General features: G+C 40.2%; 35 protein-coding genes. 12 read left to right on the forward strand and 23 right to left on the reverse strand.

Annotated features, from left to right (window positions below; translation table 11 throughout):
* The 14 genes from DWV34_RS18140 to DWV34_RS15985 all read right to left on the reverse strand — a co-directional run.
* Positions 1–119, reverse strand: a 119-nt coding sequence (locus tag DWV34_RS18140; RefSeq protein WP_118476641.1) for a DUF3310 domain-containing protein, incomplete at its 3' end; no start/stop codon positions are given.
* 99 nt (positions 120–218) lie between these two features.
* Entirely contained in the window at positions 219–527 is a 309-nt protein-coding gene (locus DWV34_RS15930) for a hypothetical protein (RefSeq protein ID WP_118476642.1), read from the reverse strand.
* Positions 524–796, reverse strand: coding sequence for a helix-turn-helix domain-containing protein (locus DWV34_RS15935; RefSeq protein WP_118476643.1), 273 nt, complete (start codon positions 794–796; stop codon positions 524–526). The genes DWV34_RS15930 and DWV34_RS15935 overlap by 4 nt, the downstream gene beginning before the upstream one ends.
* The gene (locus tag DWV34_RS15940; protein ID WP_118476644.1) at positions 786–1124 is read right to left on the reverse strand and encodes a hypothetical protein; all 339 of its coding nucleotides are present in this window, start codon (positions 1122–1124) and stop codon (positions 786–788) included. The genes DWV34_RS15935 and DWV34_RS15940 overlap by 11 nt, the downstream gene beginning before the upstream one ends.
* 5 nt (positions 1125–1129) lie before the next feature.
* Positions 1130–1945, reverse strand: a complete 816-nt coding sequence (locus DWV34_RS15945; RefSeq protein ID WP_225103754.1) for an ATP-binding protein — start codon at positions 1943–1945, stop codon at positions 1130–1132.
* Positions 1860–2603 (reverse strand): hypothetical protein, encoded by a 744-nt coding sequence (locus DWV34_RS15950; RefSeq protein ID WP_118476646.1) that lies wholly within the window; start codon positions 2601–2603, stop codon positions 1860–1862. The genes DWV34_RS15945 and DWV34_RS15950 overlap by 86 nt, the downstream gene beginning before the upstream one ends.
* A 1-nt stretch (position 2604) precedes the next feature.
* Positions 2605–2979, reverse strand: a complete 375-nt coding sequence (locus tag DWV34_RS15955) for a RusA family crossover junction endodeoxyribonuclease (RefSeq protein ID WP_118476647.1) — start codon at positions 2977–2979, stop codon at positions 2605–2607.
* A complete protein-coding gene (locus tag DWV34_RS15960; RefSeq protein WP_118476648.1) occupies positions 2970–3266 on the reverse strand; it encodes a phosphoenolpyruvate carboxykinase in 297 nt (98 codons plus the stop codon). Before DWV34_RS15960 ends, DWV34_RS15955 begins: the two co-directional genes overlap by 10 nt.
* Positions 3253–3813 (reverse strand): hypothetical protein, encoded by a 561-nt coding sequence (locus tag DWV34_RS15965; RefSeq protein ID WP_118476649.1) that lies wholly within the window; start codon positions 3811–3813, stop codon positions 3253–3255. Before DWV34_RS15965 ends, DWV34_RS15960 begins: the two co-directional genes overlap by 14 nt.
* A gap of 3 nt (positions 3814–3816) precedes the next feature.
* Positions 3817–4452, reverse strand: coding sequence for an ERF family protein (locus DWV34_RS15970; protein WP_118476650.1), 636 nt, complete (start codon positions 4450–4452; stop codon positions 3817–3819).
* Between the two features lie 2 nt (positions 4453–4454).
* A complete protein-coding gene (locus DWV34_RS15975) occupies positions 4455–5288 on the reverse strand; it encodes a DUF1351 domain-containing protein (protein ID WP_118476651.1) in 834 nt (277 codons plus the stop codon).
* Between the two features lie 109 nt (positions 5289–5397).
* On the reverse strand, positions 5398–5928 hold the full coding sequence (locus DWV34_RS15980) for a hypothetical protein (RefSeq protein WP_118476652.1): 531 nt from the start codon (positions 5926–5928) through the stop codon (positions 5398–5400).
* Positions 5929–5946: 18 nt separating this feature from the next.
* Positions 5947–6075 (reverse strand): hypothetical protein, encoded by a 129-nt coding sequence (locus DWV34_RS17895; protein ID WP_255419881.1) that lies wholly within the window; start codon positions 6073–6075, stop codon positions 5947–5949.
* Entirely contained in the window at positions 6068–6292 is a 225-nt protein-coding gene (locus DWV34_RS15985; protein WP_118476711.1) for a hypothetical protein, read from the reverse strand. The genes DWV34_RS17895 and DWV34_RS15985 overlap by 8 nt, the downstream gene beginning before the upstream one ends.
* A 140-nt stretch (positions 6293–6432) precedes the next feature.
* On the opposite strand from DWV34_RS15985, the gene DWV34_RS15990 reads away from it, so the two are divergent.
* The gene (locus tag DWV34_RS15990) at positions 6433–6690 is read left to right on the forward strand and encodes a hypothetical protein (RefSeq protein WP_039946371.1); all 258 of its coding nucleotides are present in this window, start codon (positions 6433–6435) and stop codon (positions 6688–6690) included.
* Here the strand turns inward: DWV34_RS15990 and DWV34_RS15995 are convergent.
* From DWV34_RS15995 to DWV34_RS16005, 3 genes are read right to left on the reverse strand one after another with little or no spacing between them, the layout of a single operon-like run.
* Positions 6647–7060: a hypothetical protein gene (locus DWV34_RS15995; RefSeq protein WP_118476653.1), complete on the reverse strand. Its 414-nt coding sequence runs from the start codon at positions 7058–7060 to the stop codon at positions 6647–6649. The two genes, DWV34_RS15990 and DWV34_RS15995, sit on opposite strands and share 44 nt — an antisense overlap.
* Before the next feature lie 23 nt (positions 7061–7083).
* Positions 7084–7782, reverse strand: a complete 699-nt coding sequence (locus DWV34_RS16000) for an ORF6C domain-containing protein (RefSeq protein ID WP_118476654.1) — start codon at positions 7780–7782, stop codon at positions 7084–7086.
* 49 nt (positions 7783–7831) lie between these two features.
* Positions 7832–8035 carry a helix-turn-helix domain-containing protein gene (locus DWV34_RS16005; protein ID WP_118476655.1) on the reverse strand — a complete coding sequence of 68 codons (204 nt, stop codon included), beginning with the start codon at positions 8033–8035 and terminating at the stop codon, positions 7832–7834.
* Between the two features lie 230 nt (positions 8036–8265).
* Here DWV34_RS16005 and DWV34_RS16010 point away from each other — a divergent pair, with 230 nt between their 5' ends.
* The 6 genes from DWV34_RS16010 (at position 8266) to DWV34_RS16035 (ending at position 12649) form a co-directional block, all read left to right on the forward strand.
* Entirely contained in the window at positions 8266–8637 is a 372-nt protein-coding gene (locus tag DWV34_RS16010; RefSeq protein WP_118476656.1) for a helix-turn-helix domain-containing protein, read from the forward strand.
* 18 nt (positions 8638–8655) lie between these two features.
* Positions 8656–8913, forward strand: coding sequence for an ImmA/IrrE family metallo-endopeptidase (locus DWV34_RS16015; protein ID WP_118476657.1), 258 nt, complete (start codon positions 8656–8658; stop codon positions 8911–8913).
* Between the two features lie 67 nt (positions 8914–8980).
* On the forward strand, positions 8981–9349 hold the full coding sequence (locus DWV34_RS16020) for a hypothetical protein (RefSeq protein WP_118476658.1): 369 nt from the start codon (positions 8981–8983) through the stop codon (positions 9347–9349).
* A 42-nt stretch (positions 9350–9391) separates the two neighbouring features.
* On the forward strand, positions 9392–10093 hold the full coding sequence (locus DWV34_RS17450; RefSeq protein ID WP_199485897.1) for a hypothetical protein: 702 nt from the start codon (positions 9392–9394) through the stop codon (positions 10091–10093).
* 178 nt (positions 10094–10271) lie between these two features.
* Entirely contained in the window at positions 10272–11234 is a 963-nt protein-coding gene (locus DWV34_RS16030; RefSeq protein WP_022261347.1) for an Abi family protein, read from the forward strand.
* A gap of 158 nt (positions 11235–11392) precedes the next feature.
* On the forward strand, positions 11393–12649 hold the full coding sequence (locus DWV34_RS16035; RefSeq protein WP_118476659.1) for a tyrosine-type recombinase/integrase: 1257 nt from the start codon (positions 11393–11395) through the stop codon (positions 12647–12649).
* A 280-nt stretch (positions 12650–12929) separates the two neighbouring features.
* On the opposite strand, the gene DWV34_RS16040 is transcribed toward DWV34_RS16035, so the two are convergent.
* Both DWV34_RS16040 and rsmH read right to left on the reverse strand, forming a co-directional pair.
* On the reverse strand, positions 12930–13463 hold the full coding sequence (locus DWV34_RS16040; RefSeq protein ID WP_118476660.1) for a ferredoxin domain-containing protein: 534 nt from the start codon (positions 13461–13463) through the stop codon (positions 12930–12932).
* A 208-nt stretch (positions 13464–13671) separates the two neighbouring features.
* Complete coding sequence (gene rsmH, locus DWV34_RS16050) at positions 13672–14727, reverse strand: 16S rRNA (cytosine(1402)-N(4))-methyltransferase RsmH (protein WP_118476662.1); 1056 nt, start codon at positions 14725–14727, stop codon at positions 13672–13674.
* 138 nt (positions 14728–14865) lie between these two features.
* Between rsmH and DWV34_RS16055 the strand changes: the two genes are divergently transcribed.
* Positions 14866–15723, forward strand: a complete 858-nt coding sequence (locus DWV34_RS16055; protein ID WP_118476663.1) for a carboxypeptidase-like regulatory domain-containing protein — start codon at positions 14866–14868, stop codon at positions 15721–15723.
* Positions 15724–15802: 79 nt separating this feature from the next.
* Here DWV34_RS16055 and DWV34_RS16060 read toward each other — a convergent pair whose 3' ends face one another.
* Positions 15803–16003, reverse strand: a complete 201-nt coding sequence (locus DWV34_RS16060) for a hypothetical protein (RefSeq protein ID WP_118476664.1) — start codon at positions 16001–16003, stop codon at positions 15803–15805.
* Positions 16004–16024: 21 nt separating this feature from the next.
* Positions 16025–16267: a hypothetical protein gene (locus tag DWV34_RS16065; protein ID WP_118476665.1), complete on the reverse strand. Its 243-nt coding sequence runs from the start codon at positions 16265–16267 to the stop codon at positions 16025–16027.
* A 202-nt stretch (positions 16268–16469) separates the two neighbouring features.
* On the opposite strand from DWV34_RS16065, the gene DWV34_RS16070 reads away from it, so the two are divergent.
* From DWV34_RS16070 to DWV34_RS16080, 4 genes are all read left to right on the forward strand, one after another.
* Positions 16470–16655 carry a hypothetical protein gene (locus DWV34_RS16070; RefSeq protein WP_118476666.1) on the forward strand — a complete coding sequence of 62 codons (186 nt, stop codon included), beginning with the start codon at positions 16470–16472 and terminating at the stop codon, positions 16653–16655.
* 84 nt (positions 16656–16739) lie between these two features.
* Positions 16740–16871: a hypothetical protein gene (locus DWV34_RS17900; protein WP_255419882.1), complete on the forward strand. Its 132-nt coding sequence runs from the start codon at positions 16740–16742 to the stop codon at positions 16869–16871.
* Positions 16872–17088: 217 nt separating this feature from the next.
* Entirely contained in the window at positions 17089–17388 is a 300-nt protein-coding gene (locus DWV34_RS16075; protein ID WP_118476667.1) for a hypothetical protein, read from the forward strand.
* Positions 17389–17473: 85 nt separating this feature from the next.
* The gene (locus DWV34_RS16080; protein WP_118476668.1) at positions 17474–17737 is read left to right on the forward strand and encodes an AbrB/MazE/SpoVT family DNA-binding domain-containing protein; all 264 of its coding nucleotides are present in this window, start codon (positions 17474–17476) and stop codon (positions 17735–17737) included.
* Positions 17738–18095: 358 nt separating this feature from the next.
* Here DWV34_RS16080 and DWV34_RS16085 read toward each other — a convergent pair whose 3' ends face one another.
* Positions 18096–18911 (reverse strand): N-acetylmuramoyl-L-alanine amidase, encoded by an 816-nt coding sequence (locus DWV34_RS16085; RefSeq protein WP_118476669.1) that lies wholly within the window; start codon positions 18909–18911, stop codon positions 18096–18098.
* A complete protein-coding gene (locus DWV34_RS16090; RefSeq protein WP_118476670.1) occupies positions 18912–19223 on the reverse strand; it encodes a phage holin in 312 nt (103 codons plus the stop codon).
* Between the last annotated feature and the right edge of the window lies 1 nt (position 19224).

Raw genomic sequence — 19224 nt, forward strand, 5'->3', positions numbered from 1 at the left:
CCCTTTAGGAAGCCGCAAAATTCGGCGTGCGACATGCTTGCCTTTAGTGCATCAATACATTCGATTTCCCCGCTTGTGTAATGTGCAGGGTGATCGACAAAATTATTTACTTCTTTCATATTCCCTCCTTCCTGCCCGCCGAAGCGGGCTGTAAAACAGGATGCCTACTGGTTTCTAAGTTTCTGTGTGATATATATAGACCCTACATGGGTAAATACCTACTTCTTTTCAATCTTTACCCCGGTTTCTTCAAAGATTGTTTGTATTAGGTCTTCTAATGAAACATAGCCCTTTTCAAAGCTGTCATATAGCTCAAGAACTGCATCTGCAAACTTTTCTATTCGCTTGCGTCCAAACCCAAACTGGTCATGCAATGCCATAACCGGGATGCCCAGCATCAGGATAAAGGCCCTTTCCATTGCTTCTTTGGCTACATCTTCTTTCAATGTTTTTATCTGCTGCGTATTCATGTTATAGGTCGGAACCTTTTTCTTAATCCCAGATTTCCTTCTTTCTGCCCGATTCATTTACGCCTCCAATCTATGTATGCACTTCCAGATGTGGGCCGGACAACACGAAGTTCTTTTCCATTCACAAAACGCCGTTTTCTTCTGCTTGCGGCCTTTGATCTCTCTGCCCTCGCTTGTTCTTCCTCCCAGTATAGAGAAATCCAGTTTTTGATCGTTGAGGCAGGAATACCATATCTCTTGCTTATTTTCTCTACATTTGCTTCTCCATGCAGATACATTTCCAGCACTTTCTCTTTTATATCCTCTGAGTATTTGCTACTCCACATTTGCGCTCTCCTTAACTATCCGGTATACTGCGGCCTTTCTCCCGGTTCTGCTATCCTTTTTCTTACCACAGACCTCTACTATACCCTCTTGAGTCATCTCTGTGAGGCGTGGGGCCGTCTCGTCCCTGGCTGGTGTTAGAACCCGCTTTTTCCGGTATAACACCTCTGCGATCTCCCTGGCGGTTGCTGGGCCATAGGAAAGCTGTTCCAGGATCATCTCTCTTTTTTTATCCCGCTTTACAAGACCGTTTGATTCCCGCCGGGTCTGCTTTGTAATCTGGCTGCTCCGGTATGCCGTAGCGCAACCAAACATGTTTAATTGCTCCATGGTTGTCACCTCCCTGCTACCCTGTGAAGCATGGCTTCGTTTTTTTCTGCCGCTATCTTCTCACGCACACTTTCCTCTGGAAACGCGATCAGATAAGAGACCTCTTTCATCCGGTTCGTGATCCGGTCATCATATTCAAGCTTCTCTAACGGATAGTTGCTGGTAAATATTGTTACTCTATGGTCCACATACCGATTGTTTATGATCTGGTAAAACTTGTCGTTGATCCATCCTGCTACCTGTTCCGTTCCAAAGTCGTCGATCACAAGGATGTCTGTCTCCTGGAGCTGGTCAAGCAGCTTGCTTTCAGAAAGATCATTGTCCCGGTCCCAGGTCCGCTTGATCTCCTGTATAATTTCCGTGGAAAGAGAAAACTTCACCTGGTATCCCATGTCCACTAGCTCATTTGCGATGCTGGCAGCCATCCGGGTTTTCCCGCTGCCCTTTGTGTCAGAGTAGAGATACAGGCCCATGCCGTCCTTGTGCTCCGATTCAAAACAGCTCATATACTGCTTTATGTACTTGCAGGCGGCCCGAATTGTAGCCTTGCTCTTTTCGTCCTTGTAGGCAGCTATATTAAAGTTCTTTAAGCGCATATCCTTAAATGTCACCGGGATGTTTGCAAATCTCAGACGGCTTTCTTCGATCTGCTTCTTCCGGCACTCACACTCGGAGAAATACTCTTTTCCGTCTTCTCGGTGTCTGATCCATCCGGTTCCGCCGCACTGCTGACATTTAGAATCCGTCGAAGTCGTCCCCGATTCCGAGGTCGATGCCTTTCGTGACAAGGTCATCTGCTGTATTTTGTCCATCAGCGTCATCACTTTCTCCCTTCTTTGGCAGATAATCTAAAAATGGTCTGGTAGAACTCAGAAAGGTAGATGCATGTTTTATGAATCTTGCCTCCGTTTTGTTCCTCTTACACTCTGCCGCATAATTCTCACATGCCGTGATCAGTTCTCTTTCTGCATAACCTTCGTTCAGTCTCGCCTGAAACTTTTTATATGCATTACCCTTATCTACTTTGCGGGGGTAACTTTTCCAGAAGTCGTCAAACGCACATGTATATTTATTATTCTTTTCTTTCTTTCCTTCTTTACTTTCTTTAGTTGTTGCCCTTTGTTTGTCCTCTGCCTGCCTTTCGCCTGCCTCTTGCTTGCCCTTTGCCTGGTACAGATCATAGTTTTTTACCGTAAATACGCTATATTTGTTGGTACTTTTGATTGCCAACTCTCCGGTACTCTGCAACTTTTTTATTGCTGTTCTTACTTGCTTCACTGACAGTCCGGTTTCCGTGGAAAGCACTTGGTAAGATGCAACCCTGGAACCCCTCTCTATACAGATCCCCTGCCACTTCTTATCCGTCCAGTTCACGGTCAAGATCAGATGCAGGAACAGGCGGCTGGTACTTATATCGCTGTACCATTCCCACTCGGTAAATTTTCGGTACAATTTAATAAATGTATCAATCTCTCTCACCTCACGTTTCCTGGATCAGTATTTCAATCCTCGGCTCCTGCTTATCTATGTAGAACTCATCATCAAACCCGGAGATATATTTCTGCCCATCGTCCGGAAATATTCCGGCAGTTACCAGGGAGTCCAAGATAAATTTTTTAGCAAAAGCTATATTGTCCGGGTCCCTGCGGCGGTTCTTCTCGTACCATTTAAAAGAGATATGGACCGGGAAATTTATCTTTTTCCCTTTTAGTCCCCTTGGGATATAGGCCATACATATCCTCTCATTCTCTGCCTTAGCTTTGGCTCCTTTATACTGATTTGTTCGGTTTGCCTTTGTGTAATCGTTCAGGCCGTCTAAACGGCCTTTGATTGTCATTCTGTATGTCATAGCCATGACTTGCCTCCAAACTCCCTACGGAAGTCTTCACGGGTTCCGTAGTTCCTTTCGTAATATTTCTGTGCCTGGGCTTTTAAATGGTCATCCAATTTCTTTAAACTTTCTGACCATGTAGCCATGGCCCCGTTCGGATGCAGGTCCGGCCGGAGAGGGACGACAAAACCATATTTCTCTGACAGCTTTCTGTTTGCTCCGCCGAATATGTGGTGGCGTTCCACCGGGGCGGCCCCGGTAAAGTAGCAATGGTCCATATCTTCTGTAAATACGCTTTTAATCCTTTTCAAACTTCATCCTCCACCTTTCTTCCATTTCCCGAATCTCTTCCGGCGTTTTTGTCTCTATGCCCAGGGCCTTGGCTTCTTCCACAGTCCCTTCGATCAGCCGGGACATCTCTTTGGTGTTATAGGTATGCGATCCTCTCATGACCAGATTTACCCGGAATACCTTCCCTGCGCTGTTCATATGCGTCTCTGTCGTAGGCTGCAAGTGAATGAACTCAACGTCATATGCGCTTATGTCGTCATCCAACGGAAGAGTTACAATGTTACCGTTCAAACGCTCATATTCCCCATACTCTGATATAAGCTTGTTTTTTACATAAATATTGCTCTGCCCGGTAACATCCGCAATCTTTGCTACTAAGACATGATAGTAGGCATTTGCGTCAAGGCTTCGTTTTTCTCTGTACTGTACGATCTTTACAGACAACTTTTCTTTGTCTTTCAATCGGTCATACTCTTTCCGCACATCCTCATTTAATTCAATTTCCAGCCGCTGGCGGCCTGACACGTAATCTATGCCAAGGCCACCTAGTTTTCCAGTACACTCCATAACCTACTCCTTCGGATCTGGTATGTCCTCTTTGGGAGGCATATAATCCGGCGTTTTCTCCATTCGGCCCATAAAATTTTTAAATTGCTCTATGGTCAGATCTGCAAGTTTCTTTACCTTGTAGGTTTCTAAAATAATTCCGGTTGCTATATTCGTCCTTTTTAATTCCGCATTGATCGTATTTATCATATCTTTGCTTACTTTCTGCGGTCCCTGTGGTGGTTTCTGTGCCCCTCCATCGTGATCTGCATCTTTTACATCGTCTATGCAGAAAAGACCGTTCAAGGCGTATTTTCTTGCGTAAGAACTTGTTGCCCCGGTGATCTGGCTCTCGTCCATTCCTTTTTTCTGAGCAGATTCCCTCGCCAGTGCAGAGTTTTCAATCGTTTCTCCGCTTTCTATATCCGTAAAGACTGCCGTAGCCTTTATGTAAAAACGCTCCCCTATCTGCACAACATCATCCGTCAGCCGAAGATTGGCACCAACAGACTGCAGTAATGGCTTTGCCGCTTCTAAGATATCCTCACAGTTTCTGTAATGGTAGTTTCCAAACTTATTGAACTGGTTTTTCGGAGCTTTCAGATCCGCTTGCACCATTAGAAGTTTTGTCTGTATACCGACTGTTTTTTTCTCTGCCATCCTTATACCTCCCTCCGGTCAAAGAAGATTCCTATACTGTTCAAATAAGTTTCGATCTGTTCAATTTCCGAATCCGTAGCAACAACGGTGTAAACAACCTTTTTTGTATTTGGCTGAACAAATGGAACCTCGGCACTATTTGCGGCCTGCTGCACTATTGCATCACTCACAGTTTGCGGGACTGGTTCGGGAACTGCCGTCCGCTTTTCTTTCTCCTTTTCAAGTACCTTCTGTTTGGTTTCCTCATATTCGTTTACATAAGAAATAGCCTCTGTGAGATCAAGACTATTAAGATAGATTTCCTTTGCATCCTCGGTACAGTCCGTTCTTAATGATTCAATCGTCTTCATTTCCATGGCAATTTTAACCGCCATGTCCTGAATCTCTTTCTGGATCTTTGGAATAGAATAGGTGCTGTTTTCCCACTTATGGTTGTAAACTTTCTCTAACGAAATCTCAGATCCCTCAAAAACCTCCTGAAAAATCTCTTTGATTCTCTCTCTTTTTTTATAGATTCTCTTTTCTTCAAAAGCAGTTATCTGGCAGGAGATCAGATTGATCGGCTGGTCAATCAGCCCCTGTAACTCCTTGCACTTAGCTTCAAAATCCTCATAAGGCACAAGACACTGTTTTTTTACTTCTTTCCGTTTCTCGTCAATGGCCTTTTTCATGTTGCGGAGTGCCGCAACCTCTTTTTTAGCGTCCTTCTTTGTGTCTTCGGAAAACTGCGCATCCTTATAAAGATCCATTTGTGCCGCTAGAGTTTCTTTTATTTCTTCATAATTGAATTGGATATTCCCAACCTTCTGTTTTACCTGTACTGTAAGTTCTGCCATTGTTAAATCCTCCGATCTGTGCTATACTAACACTGTATAAATATATTTTTTATTTGTTCTTGCCCCATTGGAGTTGCCGCTCCGAAGGGGCTTTTTTAGTTTCTGCATCTCATTCTCCTTTGACGATCTTGATCGGGTAGCCCAGCTCTTTCTCTACTTCTTCAAGTGTCATTTCTTTTGGTTCTTCACGTTTCCATACCAAGGTAAGATATTCATCCGTGAACAGGTCCCTCATTTTTCTCCCTGAAGTCCTGTAGATTTTCTGGATATCATATTTGCATACTCCGTCGTTATCGAGCAGGTCGTCAGTATATTCTTCCAGCCCCAGAGCGTTTAAGCACAGACCTCCGTTTTCGCTTAAAAATACATCGTTTAGATACAGGTATTTCCCTCCCATTCGAGGTTCTACAACACTTCCTGGCTTTATAAGATCCTTTGCCGACGGCTCGAACATTTCGTCTGTCCAACAGTAGCGCTTGTCATCTTCACAAATCGCATATTTGCATTCATAAACATCCGAAATAGTTACTGTCTTCCCAGCCAGCTTGTGCATATTGTCTGTCACGTAATACCCGCCATAAGTGCCACAAGTTTTGAAATCCTTACGCACTCTTACCTTATCTCCAACTTTATATTTCATCTTCCATCCTCCTAAGTTCTATATGTTTGATTCCCACGCCATTCCTGCCGCCCAGCAACACACAGCCAAGCCATCGTATCCGCTCAGGGCCAGCAGACAGCCAGCGAAGTTGATTGCTGTTGCCATGTAGTGTTCTGCTTTACTCATCGCATCCCTCCTTTTCCGGTTGATATAAGATCCCTGTTACTTCCCACAATAGCTTTGGACTAATGTAATAGCTCATCTTTCCGGTTTTTTCTGACGGCTTTGCATACCCAATGGGCAGCCATCCTTGTTCGATCCCAGCCCGAATAAATGTAGCGTCCTTTTTCATTACTTTGGCGACGAACGCAACAGGTACGTTGCAGGCCGGGAACTTCGGCATATTTATATAGGATGTAAGCAGCCGCAATGCTTGTTTATTGCTCACATTTATCACCTCATTTCTCTTGTAAATATTTCCTTTTCTCCTTATAATTTAAGTACAGGTGTTGCAGCACCGAGTACATAAGAAAGGAGAACATTATGACTATTGATGAATTAATGAAGGAAATAGATAGTAAAGTTGACACTATGTTTTCAGACTATTCATTCTACGATGCAATCAAAAACGATTCTGTTAATAAATGTAACGAATATTGCAAATCTAAAAACGAAGAGCCAGGTTTTACCTTGTTAGTAAATTTCATGGATGAAAACGTCTTGAAAACAGCTATTTCAATTTCAATGAAAGAAACAATCAAACTCTTGTACTCTCAAAATCTGTTGCGAGTTGACGATTAATTTCTTTTATATCAACAGATACGGGATTCACGGAAAAGTCTTTGGTTCTACATTTTCTTTCTTCAATGCAAAATTCAAACGATTCCGCTTTTTTTAATGAATCTCTAATTTGATAAGCCGCACTCTCAATGATAGCTGTTGACGGTGTGGCTTTTTCGAGTTCATTTTCAAGAATTGAAAAATTAAATCTGGCATTTCTAATGAGATATTCAAGCACATTGATATTGGTAATCCTTTCGTGTATATATACGGTTTCTTCTGACTTGTTAAATTCTCTTTCTACCTTCCTTAGTGCGCCAGCCAAAGCCTTTTTTACCTCACACCCTTTTTCTGCTTCTTCTATTTGCTGTATTTCATTTTGTAGATTCATTTTCTATACCGCCTACCTTTTATTTACAAAGACATCTGCGCATTGCAGCCATCAATCATCCATTTTGTTCCTTTGCTTGGTTGCCACGATCTAACAAAAGCAATCGCCTCATCAAATTTCTTTTTTGGAACATTGTTTCTACTATTTACAGTGAATTTTTCTTGAATATCATGATTGATCTCGGAAAATACCTTTTTGCTCACTTCCTTGTAAGCATTTGATTCTTTTCCACCCAATGCATTAACTACAACCTTGTTAACCTCATTCTTCAAGGTTTGTTGCTGTCCGTAATCAATCACCATGTTATTTTCAAGGTCTGTCACTCTTCCATCAATCTTCACGATTTTTTCATCATGCATTAAAATTGCTTTCATCTCCGGCGAGTAATTCTTCATTTCATAGGAGCCGGTTTTTCGGAGAGATGGGAGAACCTCTGATGTCACCCAATGCTTGAACTTTTTAGCTGATGGCAATTTACTACCAAGTATCAATGAGTACATACCAGATTCATTTATAACTGTCATGTCTTGCGTTCCCGAAGGGGTCTCCATTTTGGAGATACCTCTATCTTCTTCATCTACTCGTTTTCGTACTGCATCTGTCGGTTTAGCATAACCCAAAGCTTCTGCCACATCCTTACCTACAAACCACGGTTCATTATCAATCGTTACTGTTCGCATCTGCCCGAACTCAGCATTTTCAAAAATCATTAAATCTTTCATATTTCACCCCTGACTTTATTTGCATTGATCAACAAGAACATCAGTTCTATTATTGTTTTGTTGTTTCTTCCTCAAGAAAATACTCAAGAGGAACATTGAAATAATTTGATAAGATAAGTAATTTATCTACTTTAGGTGTTGATCTTCCTCTTTTCCAGTCACTTAAAGTTGCAGTAGAAATACCAGTGTCTTTGTGTACTCTATAAGGAGTTGTATCATTTTTCACCAATAAATCTTGGAATTTTTTATACAATTTTATACACCACCTTTCTTTATTTATAGTTGCAAGTATTACGGAAATGTGATATATTCTAATTACCACATTAGAAACTTTTTAACATATCCGTAATACTCGGCTTTCTTAGTTTATATCTCTCATTTCCGAGCTATAAACATACTATATCACGGTTTTTCATAATAGTCAAGTGTTTTTATTAAGGTTTTCCGAGTTATTGCGTGATGTAACCAAAAGGAGAAATATTTATGTATGAGATATTCCAAAAGTTATTGGAAGAACATCATGTAACAGCCTATAAAGTGTCAAAAGACACTGGTATTTCAAGCGCAACTTTAAGTGACTGGAAAAAAGGAAGATCCAACCCAAAGCAAGATAAGCTTCAAAAGATAGCAAATTATTTCAATGTTTCACTTGAATATTTAATGACAGGAAAAGAGAAAGAAGGTGGGGAGACATATTACATTAATGAAGAAACTAAGGAAATTGCACAAGATATTTTTGAAAACAAAGATCTGAGAATGCTTTTTGACGTGGCAAAAGATTCTACACCAGAGAGACTGAAAGCTTATTACAACATGATTAGAGAATTAGAACGTCAAGAAAAAGGAGAAGATTAACAAAAGGAAGTGTTTTAAATGGCAGAAGATTTACTAGAGATAAACGTGGTCCTTAGAGATAACCCATTTGGTGTTAAAGGAAGCATTCACAGAAATGAGGATGGGTCATATACGATTTTTATAAATGCGCACCTTAATCGGGAGCAGCAGCAAAAAGTGTATGAACATGAGGTGTGGCATATTTTAAACCAAGATTTCGATAAGGACGACTGTGATAAGATTGAATGCGAAGCTCATGATTTTGAGATTTCCTCAGAATTATGCCCTGTATTCTGAAAGCCATAAATACACTTAATAATAATGAGGGATGTAGCTTATAAATTTCACAACAAGGAGAACAACAATGAAAAAAATATTTACTACCATATTAGTTATAACATTTTCTCTGGTCCTAGTTGGTTGTAGTGCGTCTCACAAAAAACCAGATTATTTAACGGATCAGCAATACGAAGCAGCTCTAAAAGTTGTTGAAACATTTGATAAATACTTAGATTCAGATCTGACCGCAGAAGAAGCAAGCGAAGAGATATCTTACATAAGCGATACTTGGGACAATATGGAGTCTAAGGAAGACGGAGATGCTGATGCTTTCGGCTTAGGATTGACAATATCAGAACTCGCTCAAGATTTATCCATTGGGAGTTCTTCTGATAAAAGTATGACAAAAATAAGAGATGAAATTGCAAAGAAAATAAATGAAGACCAAAGATAATGCTATGAAAGAAGTTAAAAATAAATTAGCGGGGAAATCAATATGAAAATAGGAATAAGAAAGCCAAATATCAAAAGTAGAGTAAAAGCTAGAACTACCGGAAAAGTAAAAAGGAAAGCCAAAAAGGCAATGAATCCGTTATACGGAAAGAAGGGAATGGGACTTGTTAATAATCCTAAAAAAGCAGCTTATAATAAAGTTTACAACAAAACAACAACAGGTGCAGTTGAATTAATTAAAAATAACCACAAATCAGCTAATTCAGACGCTATCCATTCTAAAGTCTTGAACGAACCCACTCTTAAACAAATGGATACCTCGCAAAATGAAAGTTGTTTTTATGACAAAAGGTTTTTATTAATACAAAATGAATATTACAGAGGATTAGAAAAAGTTGAAAATCAGTGGTCTGTACTATACAATTTAAAATCTTATAATGATGATAGTGCTACTAAATATATTAAACTATGTATTTCAAATATCGAACAATTTATAAAAATGGATAACTCAGGAAAAAAATACAATGATTATGATGCGCCACTCGCTGTTCCAGCCTACAAAAGACTATCTATGCTTTATGAAAAGCAAGGAAAATACAAGGAAGCTTTTGAAATATGCATAGAAGCTATTCAATCAGGAGTTGAACAAGATGGGACAAAGGCAGGATTTAAAGGACGTGCAGCACGTATGTTGAGAAAAGCTGGAATATCACCAGAGAATGAAATAATGAATCTTTTGACCTAATAAAAACCGCCCGGCTGCAACCGGACGGCAGAACCTATAAATTATATAAAAAGTGAATACTTGACAAGACTCTTGGATATGATATAATGTAGCTAATTAGTGAATGACTGCTGGGCGGTCACAATAAAGGGTCTTGGAACTTCGGTTTTGAGACTCTTTTTGTTTTGGGAGAATGTATATGGAGAAAAAACCACAAGAATTTACAACCATTGAGCAACAGATAGAATTATTAAAATCAAGAAATCTAGTGTTCAAATCAGAGAAAAATGCAAAAATTATTTTAGAATCTTATGGATATTATGAAATTATCAATGGCTACAAAGATTTTTATGTAGAAAAAACTAACTCTACAGAACGATACAGAGATGGTATTACATTTGAGCAAATTGCATCTCTTTATTCCCTAGACCATTCAATCAGAAACCAATTAATAGTTACTCTACTTGATTTGGAAAGTCATTTAAGGGCGGCAACTTCATACGTGATAGCAGAATCATTTTCATCTACCCAGAGTGAATATTTGAAATTTTCTAATTATCAAAATCGTTCAACAAAATACAAACGATTTTCACTTGGTTCTATTCTTGACAAATTTAACAAGGTTGCTCATTCAAGCAAGGAGCCGATTAAATACCACATGGATACTTACGGGAATGTCCCTCCATGGGTTTTATTCAAAGGTATATATTTGAGTGACTTGGTGAATTTTATCAGATTACTGAAACCAAATGAAAAAGAAAAACTAATACATAAAATATATAGCATCCCGGTAGAATTAATTGATACTCATTTAAAAAATTTTTTTACAGATACATTATTTATGTGTCTTGAATACAGAAATTTAGCTGCACATGGAGACAGAATATATAATCATATTCCAAAATCTATAATTCGTGTTACTTCTGATTCGGAAAAGGAATTAAGTGAATTGATACCAAATTTTAATCATATAAACAATTCCCATTCATTAGGAACATTAATATATGCACTATCTTTATTTAAAAAGCAAGAATATGTTCACTCATTACAACAAGTTATTGAAAAAGAAATTAAACGACACTGTTCTGCTTATCCTGACGATTTAGAATACTTATTAGATTCTGTTGGTATAGCATCAATGGTGACTATAACAAGAATATAAAAAACCGCCCGGCTGCAACCGGACGGCAACTACATAACTCCGAAGAGATACGCTAACTCGTAAATATTGTATCATCTTCGGGCAGCTGTCACAAGAAGAACATCAGTTCCTTGATGGCTGTTATTTTTGTACCCATTTTGTGTAAGGAGGATGATAGAATGGCACTCACGACTTGCCCGGAATGCGCCGGGAAGGTATCTGACCGGGCGGAAACTTGCCCACACTGCGGATACCCTCTAAAGAAAACACCACGGAAAAAGCCGAAACCGAACCGCAGGCGTAAATTGCCGAACGGTTTTGGCAGCATAACAGAAATACGTCACACAGATCTGAAAAATCCTTTTTACGCTAGAGCCAACTGCGGAAAAGACAGATACAATAGACCGATCCTAAAGCCTCTCAAGCCGGAGGCGTATTTTCCTACCTATGAGGATGCCATGGAGGCTCTTATTAAGTATAACAAGGGCAAGGTGGACTTATCTAAGGATATGACCGTAGAGACCTTATACAGGCTCTGGTTTGCGGAATATGAGCAAGAGGTGGAGCCCGTAACTGCCAGAGGGGCAAAGAGTGCATTTTCTTACTGCCGGTCCATTTATAAGAAGTCTGTGCAATCTCTCCGTATTGTGGACATAAAGAATTGTATCGAAAATGGAATGGCAATAGAGACAAGAGGAAAAAACAAGGGAAAGCCTAAAGAGGCATCTGCAAAAACAAAGATAAACATGAAATCTACGCTTTCTATGATGCTGGACTATGCAAAAGAAATGGAGATCGTAGACAGGAATTGTGCCAGGGAGTGTAATCTGTCCAAGCCGACTGTGAAAGATGCGGCGAAAGCAGAAAACCCACACTTCTCTTTCTCTGCTGCCGAACGCAAAACTCTTTGGCAAAATCGGGACAAGGAGAACGTGGACCTACTCATAATTTCTTGTTATTCTGGTTGGCGGCCCAACGAATTATGTGAGCTTGCCTTAGAGGACATAGACCTTAACAATAACCGCATGAAAGGCGGCAGCAAGACAGACGCAGGAATAGACCGGTATGTCCCGATCCACCCAGGGATAAAACCGCTTCTTATTGCTAGGTACCAGCAGGCACAGGAACTTGGCAGCGACCGATTAATTAATGTGGTCTCTCGTGGTAAGATACGTCCGATTACATACGCAATCTATTCAACCCGGTTTCACAAAATTATTAATGATCTGGGCCTTGATAAAAAGCACCGTCCGCACGATACCCGGGATACGTTCGCCACTGTTGCGAAAGAGGCAGACGTAGACGAATATGCCCTGAAATATATAATCGGGCACTCCATTACGGACATAACTGAGCGGATCTACACGGACCGGAAACCGGAGTGGTATTATAAAGAGATGTGTAAAATTGTTGTCGACAAATACTCGACAAATTAACCACTTCGGACGGGTTTTTACCGCTATTAAAAAATGCAGAAACGACCATTTTAAGCCATTTCTGCGTACACATCTACATTAAAACGTTTTTATTTATCCAACGTTTTTAAGCCATTCTTCAGTTTCCATTATATCTCTAAACCTAGATATATTCAACGTTTTCCAGCTTTTTTCCCAACCGGCCGTCCATTTTCAAAACTAATCCTAAAAATCCTCTGCAGCCCCTGTAAAATCAACGTTTTGGACCACTTAAATTTAGCCGGTTGGGAAAACTACACCGTTATTTACGGTCAAAATATGGCGCTTTTCCCGCAGCAGCCAACGGAATTCCAAGGATTATCTTCACTTCCGGTCCCAGCATCCCCAAGGATAGTGCTCCTTTTCCAACAGAAAACATGATCCGATTGTCCACGTGGTTTAAGGATGCCACACTGACTGCCGATCCCAATGCGATTCCCAGATCCACCGGATCAAATACACAGACGCTCTGGTTCTCCCTGCAGCCCTGGCAGTTTGTCTGATTACACCAACCACAGCACTCATTCAGTCCTCTTTGCTGATAAGTCACCCCAATCAAAACCACCGCCTGGCTTTTGCGGAGATTATCTGCATCTCTCACATAGAAATCCTGACCTTGTTCTTTTCCAAGACGCTCTGTCTCATCGGCAAGATTTTTAAGATCCTCCCCTGTCACTACCGCAGTGTGGATAAAATCCAGTCCCCTTGCTTTCGGTGCGGTTCTGGCCGCCGTACACATCTGTCTGGCTGTCTGAAGCACACCTTCCATTTCCAGTTCTTTTTCTTTATAAAACATCTCTTTAACCTCCTGACTAATTAAACTATGACATTTTCCACATGATTTCCGTTCGGCTCTTAGAATGCCTCACTCCAATCATGTGGAAAATGGACGTAATGTCTGTTGGAGAAGGGCCTCTGTCAAAAGAGGTGCCACTTTTCGAAAGTTATTTACCGCTATTGTAGGAGCGCATTTCAAAAGCGCGACGGAAATAGTGGTGAATAACTCATTCTTTTATAGCCCATCTCATCTTTGTCGACCGTGCCCGGCTGTTCATCCTGCATTCTTCTGCCGACGGACGGATCACATCGGTTGATATCTCCTGATAGACACCCTCCCGCAGCAGACGCTTAAACGATTTTTTAACCAGCCTGTCTTCCCCGGAGTGAAAGGTCAGGATGGCTGCCCGGCCGCCTTTTGCCAGCACATTGGGCAGTTTTTCTAAAAATTCATACAGGACTTCAAACTCACTGTTTACATCAATCCGCAAAGCCTGGAATGTTCTCTGGCACGTTTTCTTCACAGCTTCCTTCTTCTCATGCTCCGGCAGAAATTCCAGAGCCTCTTCGATCACTTTCCGGAGTTTTGTAGTCGTATCGATGGCTGTTCCCTTTTTTATCTTAGAGACAACGGCACGGGCGATCACGTCAGCATGAGGCTCATCAGAATTTTCCATCAGCATCCCCTGTAACTCCTGTCTTGTGATGGTTCTGAGCCTTTCCGCGGCAGAGACTCCTTTTTCGGGGTTTAGGCGCAGATCCAGCGGCCCCTCTGTCTTATAAGAAAACCCTCTGTCCGGATTGTCAATCTGCATGGATGAGACCCCTAAATCTGCCAGAACAAAGTCAAACGGTCCTGCTTCTTCCGCTATTTTGTCGATATCCGCAAAATTCATCTGCCGGATCGTTAAAATTTCCGGCCCATATCCGAGCTTTTCAAGACGTTTTCTTGTTTTCTCAAGTTCTATGGCATCCACATCCAGAGCATACAAATGTCCTTTTGAGTCAAGACATTTCAACATTTCCTGCGTATGACCTCCATATCCCAGAGTGGCATCCAGACCGGTCTGTCCCGGTTTAATCTGAAGGAACTCAAGGATTTCTTTTACGCAGATAGAAATATGCATGCCGGCAGGCGTACTGCCTTTTTGAATGACTTTTGCAACCGTATCCGGATATTGGTCCGGATGAAGTTCCTTATACTTTTCTTTATAATTTCTGGGATGGGTCCCGCTGTACCGAATACGTCTCTTGTGCTTTTGTTTTTCTTCCTGATTATCCATGATTACCTCTTTCTCTTTTTGCTTCCTATTCTTTTCTAATGTTATCATATTTCTTAAATCTAGGAAACACACATCAGAAGTGACTCTGGTTATATTTTTATCACACCGGCATATAGTAAAAGAAAAAGGATTTTTTAAATGGCAGACAAAGGAAACTTAAAAATTCAAGTAAACTCTACCATTGGATATGTTCCGGTGCGGAATGCTACTATATCTATCTCCTATACCGGAGAATCCGATCAGGTTCTCGAGGAAGTAACCACTGATCAGAACGGACAGACCGAAGAGGTAGCACTTGATGCTCCGCCGGTGGAATACAGCCTTTCCCCGAGTGAAAATCAGCCATACTCAGAATATAATCTGCATGTGACGGCGCCCGACTATGAGCCGGTAACGATCTCGGGAGCTCAGATTCTGGCAGATACAAACGGTCTCCAAAATGTTTCCATGGTTCCCCTGGAAACTGCATCTACAACACTCGATAATATAGTCATAGGCCCTCATACTCTCTGGGGGGATTATCCTCCTAAAATTGCAGAAGATGAGATCAAGCCAGTCAATGAATCCGGTGAGATCGTACTTAGCCGGGTAGTGATTCCCGAATTCGTCATTGTCCACGACGGAGCTATTACTGACCAGACTGCCCAAAACTATTATGTGCGCTATAAAGACTACATTAAGAATGTGGCTGCCTGTGAAGTTTACTCAACATGGCCTCGTTCGACCCTGGAGGCCAACATTTTGGCAATCATGTCCTTTACTCTCAACAGAGTTTACACTGAGTGGTACAGAAACAAAGGACACGACTTTACGATTACTTCCTCCACTGCATATGATCATAAGTGGATCAATGGAAAGACAACATATGATTCCATCAATACGATTGTAGATGAAATCTTTGCCAGCTATCTGTCCCGGCCGAACGTACGCCAGCCGATCCTGACACAATACTGTGACGGCAAACGGGTAAGCTGTCCGGAGTGGATGACCTTATAGCAATAGCGTATGAACTTATTTCTTCCTATTATAATAAGCAAAAGCCCGGCTACACGCCGGACCTTTTTTCATTTATTTCTTAATCTTCATCTGTAAATACTGTTCTTGCTGTTGTAAGTGGATCATTTGAAATTCTATCCCTCGATGCAGCAATCACAATTCCCTCATACGCTTGTTCTATACTTTTTTGCTCTTTCAATACTTTCAATCCTTTTTTTTCACACTCTGTTTTCAAAATTTCTCTTTGTTTTTTTTCTGTATCACATTTTTTATCCTGCATATCACTCATCCTTTCCTAATTTCATAATAACTCTATATTTAAAATTCTTATCTTGCTTTTTAACATATCCTCATTTCTCTCAATAATTTCAAAACAGTAATTAATCCAATCAGTATCTGTAAGCTGATAGCTAAATGATTCCTCTGGTATCTCTCCTGTTCCATCCCAAATTTCCGAAAGTTCTATTGCCCCCCCCGCTTCTACATCTGGAAGATCATTATTAAATTCGTCCATTTCCATTGCTTTTTTTACTGCCTTATTCATTTTTCCTACCTCCGCTTTTTATTCATTTTATCACAAATTGTATCTTTTGTTTATGCATTTCCTATTGCAGTATTAGAATACCATATGCGTACACATATATCAATAGGTAAAACACACAAATATGTACACATATATTCGTCAATCTTGTATGTGTACGTATTCTTTTTATAATGATATAATGGAAATGAAAGGATGTGAGATAATGGCATATTCCGAAAGCGGATATAAAGCAAGTAAAAAATATAAAGATAGTAAAATTAAACGTATACCATTAGATGTGCAAATGTCCCAGTATGAAGCTATCAAAAAATACGCTGATGAGCACGGGAAGAGCGTAAATGGTTTTATTAAAGAAACCATCTTTGAAAAGATTAAAGAAAACACTTGATATATGTGTACACATATGTTACAATAAAGATAGTTAAAGAATAGCTTTAACGAATCACCGGACAGGCGGAGAGAGGAGGACAAGATGGAGGAAATGACAAGACTTGAACTTCTTACGCTTTTGTATTCCATACAGGCTCTTATGGAGACCGGGAATACAGAAAAGGCAAAAGAGATTATCGAAAAGGTAATCAAAGAGGCTGAAAAACAGCAATAAAAATAGCCGGCATTGCACCGGCTACATACGAACAAGAGAAGGGCGGTCCTGTCACCGCTCTTTTCTTATACCCATTATATCATGTTTTTAACTGTCCATCTATACTTTTATCATTTCCATTATGTGTCATGCTTTTTCCAGCAAACATATGTTTACTTTTTTATATTATTGTTATATAATCTAAACCAAACAAACGTTCTTAAAGAAAGGAGATTCTATGAAATTAATTAGTATGGCTGACAATAGAAAAAGTTTTCAGATTTGCGCTATCTCTGGAACAAAAAAATTTAACATTATAGAAATGCTATTTCTTAAACAGGGAGAATATTCCGATAATTCAGGGCGCAAGTATTCTTATGTAGAATACAAAATCCGGGTTTTAGTAAATAAGTTTGGCACATATCGCACATATACTGTTTGGCATATTAGGAAGAAAGATGCTTGGTATATTAAGGATAATTGCGCCGAACTGCTCGAAAATCTCGAATTATCTACTAATAAATATCAATATCTATAATTAGTCTCCCCTTATTTTTCCACTGGTAATTTATTTCAATCGCATGATATAATAGAGTAAATTAATTACATAGGAGGGAACAAAAATGAGAAGTACAGGAATTGTAAGAAAACTGGATGAGCTTGGACGTATAACTTTACCGATTGAATTGAGGCGTAATTTGGATGTGAATGATAGAGATCCCCTTGAGATGTTTGTTGACGAAGATAAAATTATTTTAAAAAAGTACACTCCGGCGGACATCTTTACCGGCGAAATGGATGAACTTGTTGAATATAAAGGCAGAAAGGTCTCAAAGTCTTCTATTCTCGAATTGGTCAGCCTTGCAGGATTAAAAATTGAAAAATAAAGGATGCCAGATCACTTGTTAATGCTAGGACCATATTCCCCTAATAAATAGGACCATATGGTTCTATCTTTATTTTATACAATAGATTATACTCATGTTGAAAGGTAGGTGATAAAGTGTCTTATTGGGGTGATTATCTTATTGACCAACAGTCTCCATTTGATTATGAGTATGAACAGGTATCTTGCTCTTGTGGATGTACATTTACAGCAACCATTTGCAAGGCACTTGGCAACAATGATCACGAAACTTATCATTGTCCAGCCTGTAACAGAGAATTTTCTACTCATTGTTTTTCTGTTTCAGTAAAAAAGATTGAGAAAGAAGCCCCGGAATGAACCGAGGCTTCTTTCTTCTACTATTTTTTTCGATTTTTGAACAATGCCTCACAGGTTTTCTTTCCTGCGTATCTGCCTTTACGCCAACCGAGTTGTTTCCAGTATGCTTCTAACATTGCCTGCGTCTTTGTCCCCCACAGACCGTCCACAGACAAGTCTGCGAGTTTTCCAGTGTAGCAAGAGTTTAGTTTGCCCTGTAACCACTTCACGGCTGCCTTGCTAGAGGTCTTTTTCACGATCGTGTAAGGCGGTTTCTTTTCCGCTGCTTTTTTCTTCTCTGTAATGCTCTTCCCGACAATCCCTTCGGCTATGGCCTTTGCCACTGCCTTGTACCCTACTTTTTTGTAGAGTTCATAGTCGTCTTTATCATCGACAAAACACGCTTCTACGAGAATTGCTTTATTTTTTGTATGATTAAGAAAATAGAGACTTCCAGTTTTTTTCGTTCCTCGATCTGTAAAACCTAATTTCTTCATGTTTTTTCTGATCCTGCTCGCTGCATCTTTCTTTATACCGGATGCCGATGTACAGAGAACTTCTACTCCTGCAATCTTCCCATCACCTTTTCTGTCGTTCCTCCCAGAGTTTAAGTGTATAGAAACATCTAAAGTGGCATTTCTTTTATTACACTTTGCTACAATCTTTTTTAGGACATCTCCTTGATTCTTCCCATTATTGCATGTGCAATTATAGGCTTTATGTCCGTCCAACTTCAAAAGCCGAACAACTTCCTTACAGATTAGGCGGTCTTCCCTGGATTCATCTAAGAAGCCTGAAGCCCCACAAGCCACTTTTCCTTCCGGGTTATGGCCCCCATGAATATTATATGTACTCATTTATTCATCCTCCTCTATTTCTTCCTCTTCCAGATCTTCCGGTTCTTTATATTCTTCTGCTGCTGGTGCTCCCGGAATGGCATATCCCTTTGCAGTATCAGAGTCTCCCGCTCCTGGAGTGGTAGGATCTACTAAGATTCCAAAGGCCGCTAAGATATTCAATATAATTCCCAAAAGCTGTGTTAGTTCTCCTTGTGCAATTTTAGGTGTAATCCCAAGAATAGCACAAATCTGATATACGAATGTTATACCTGCTGCCACCAGGGCCGCCAATGTCGTCTTATTCTTAAATCTCAATTTCCAATTCATCATA

It is taken from the genome of Anaerostipes sp. AF04-45, from assembly GCF_003461725.1.
In the GTDB taxonomy this organism is placed as follows: Bacteria; Bacillota; Clostridia; order Lachnospirales; family Lachnospiraceae; genus Anaerostipes; species Anaerostipes caccae.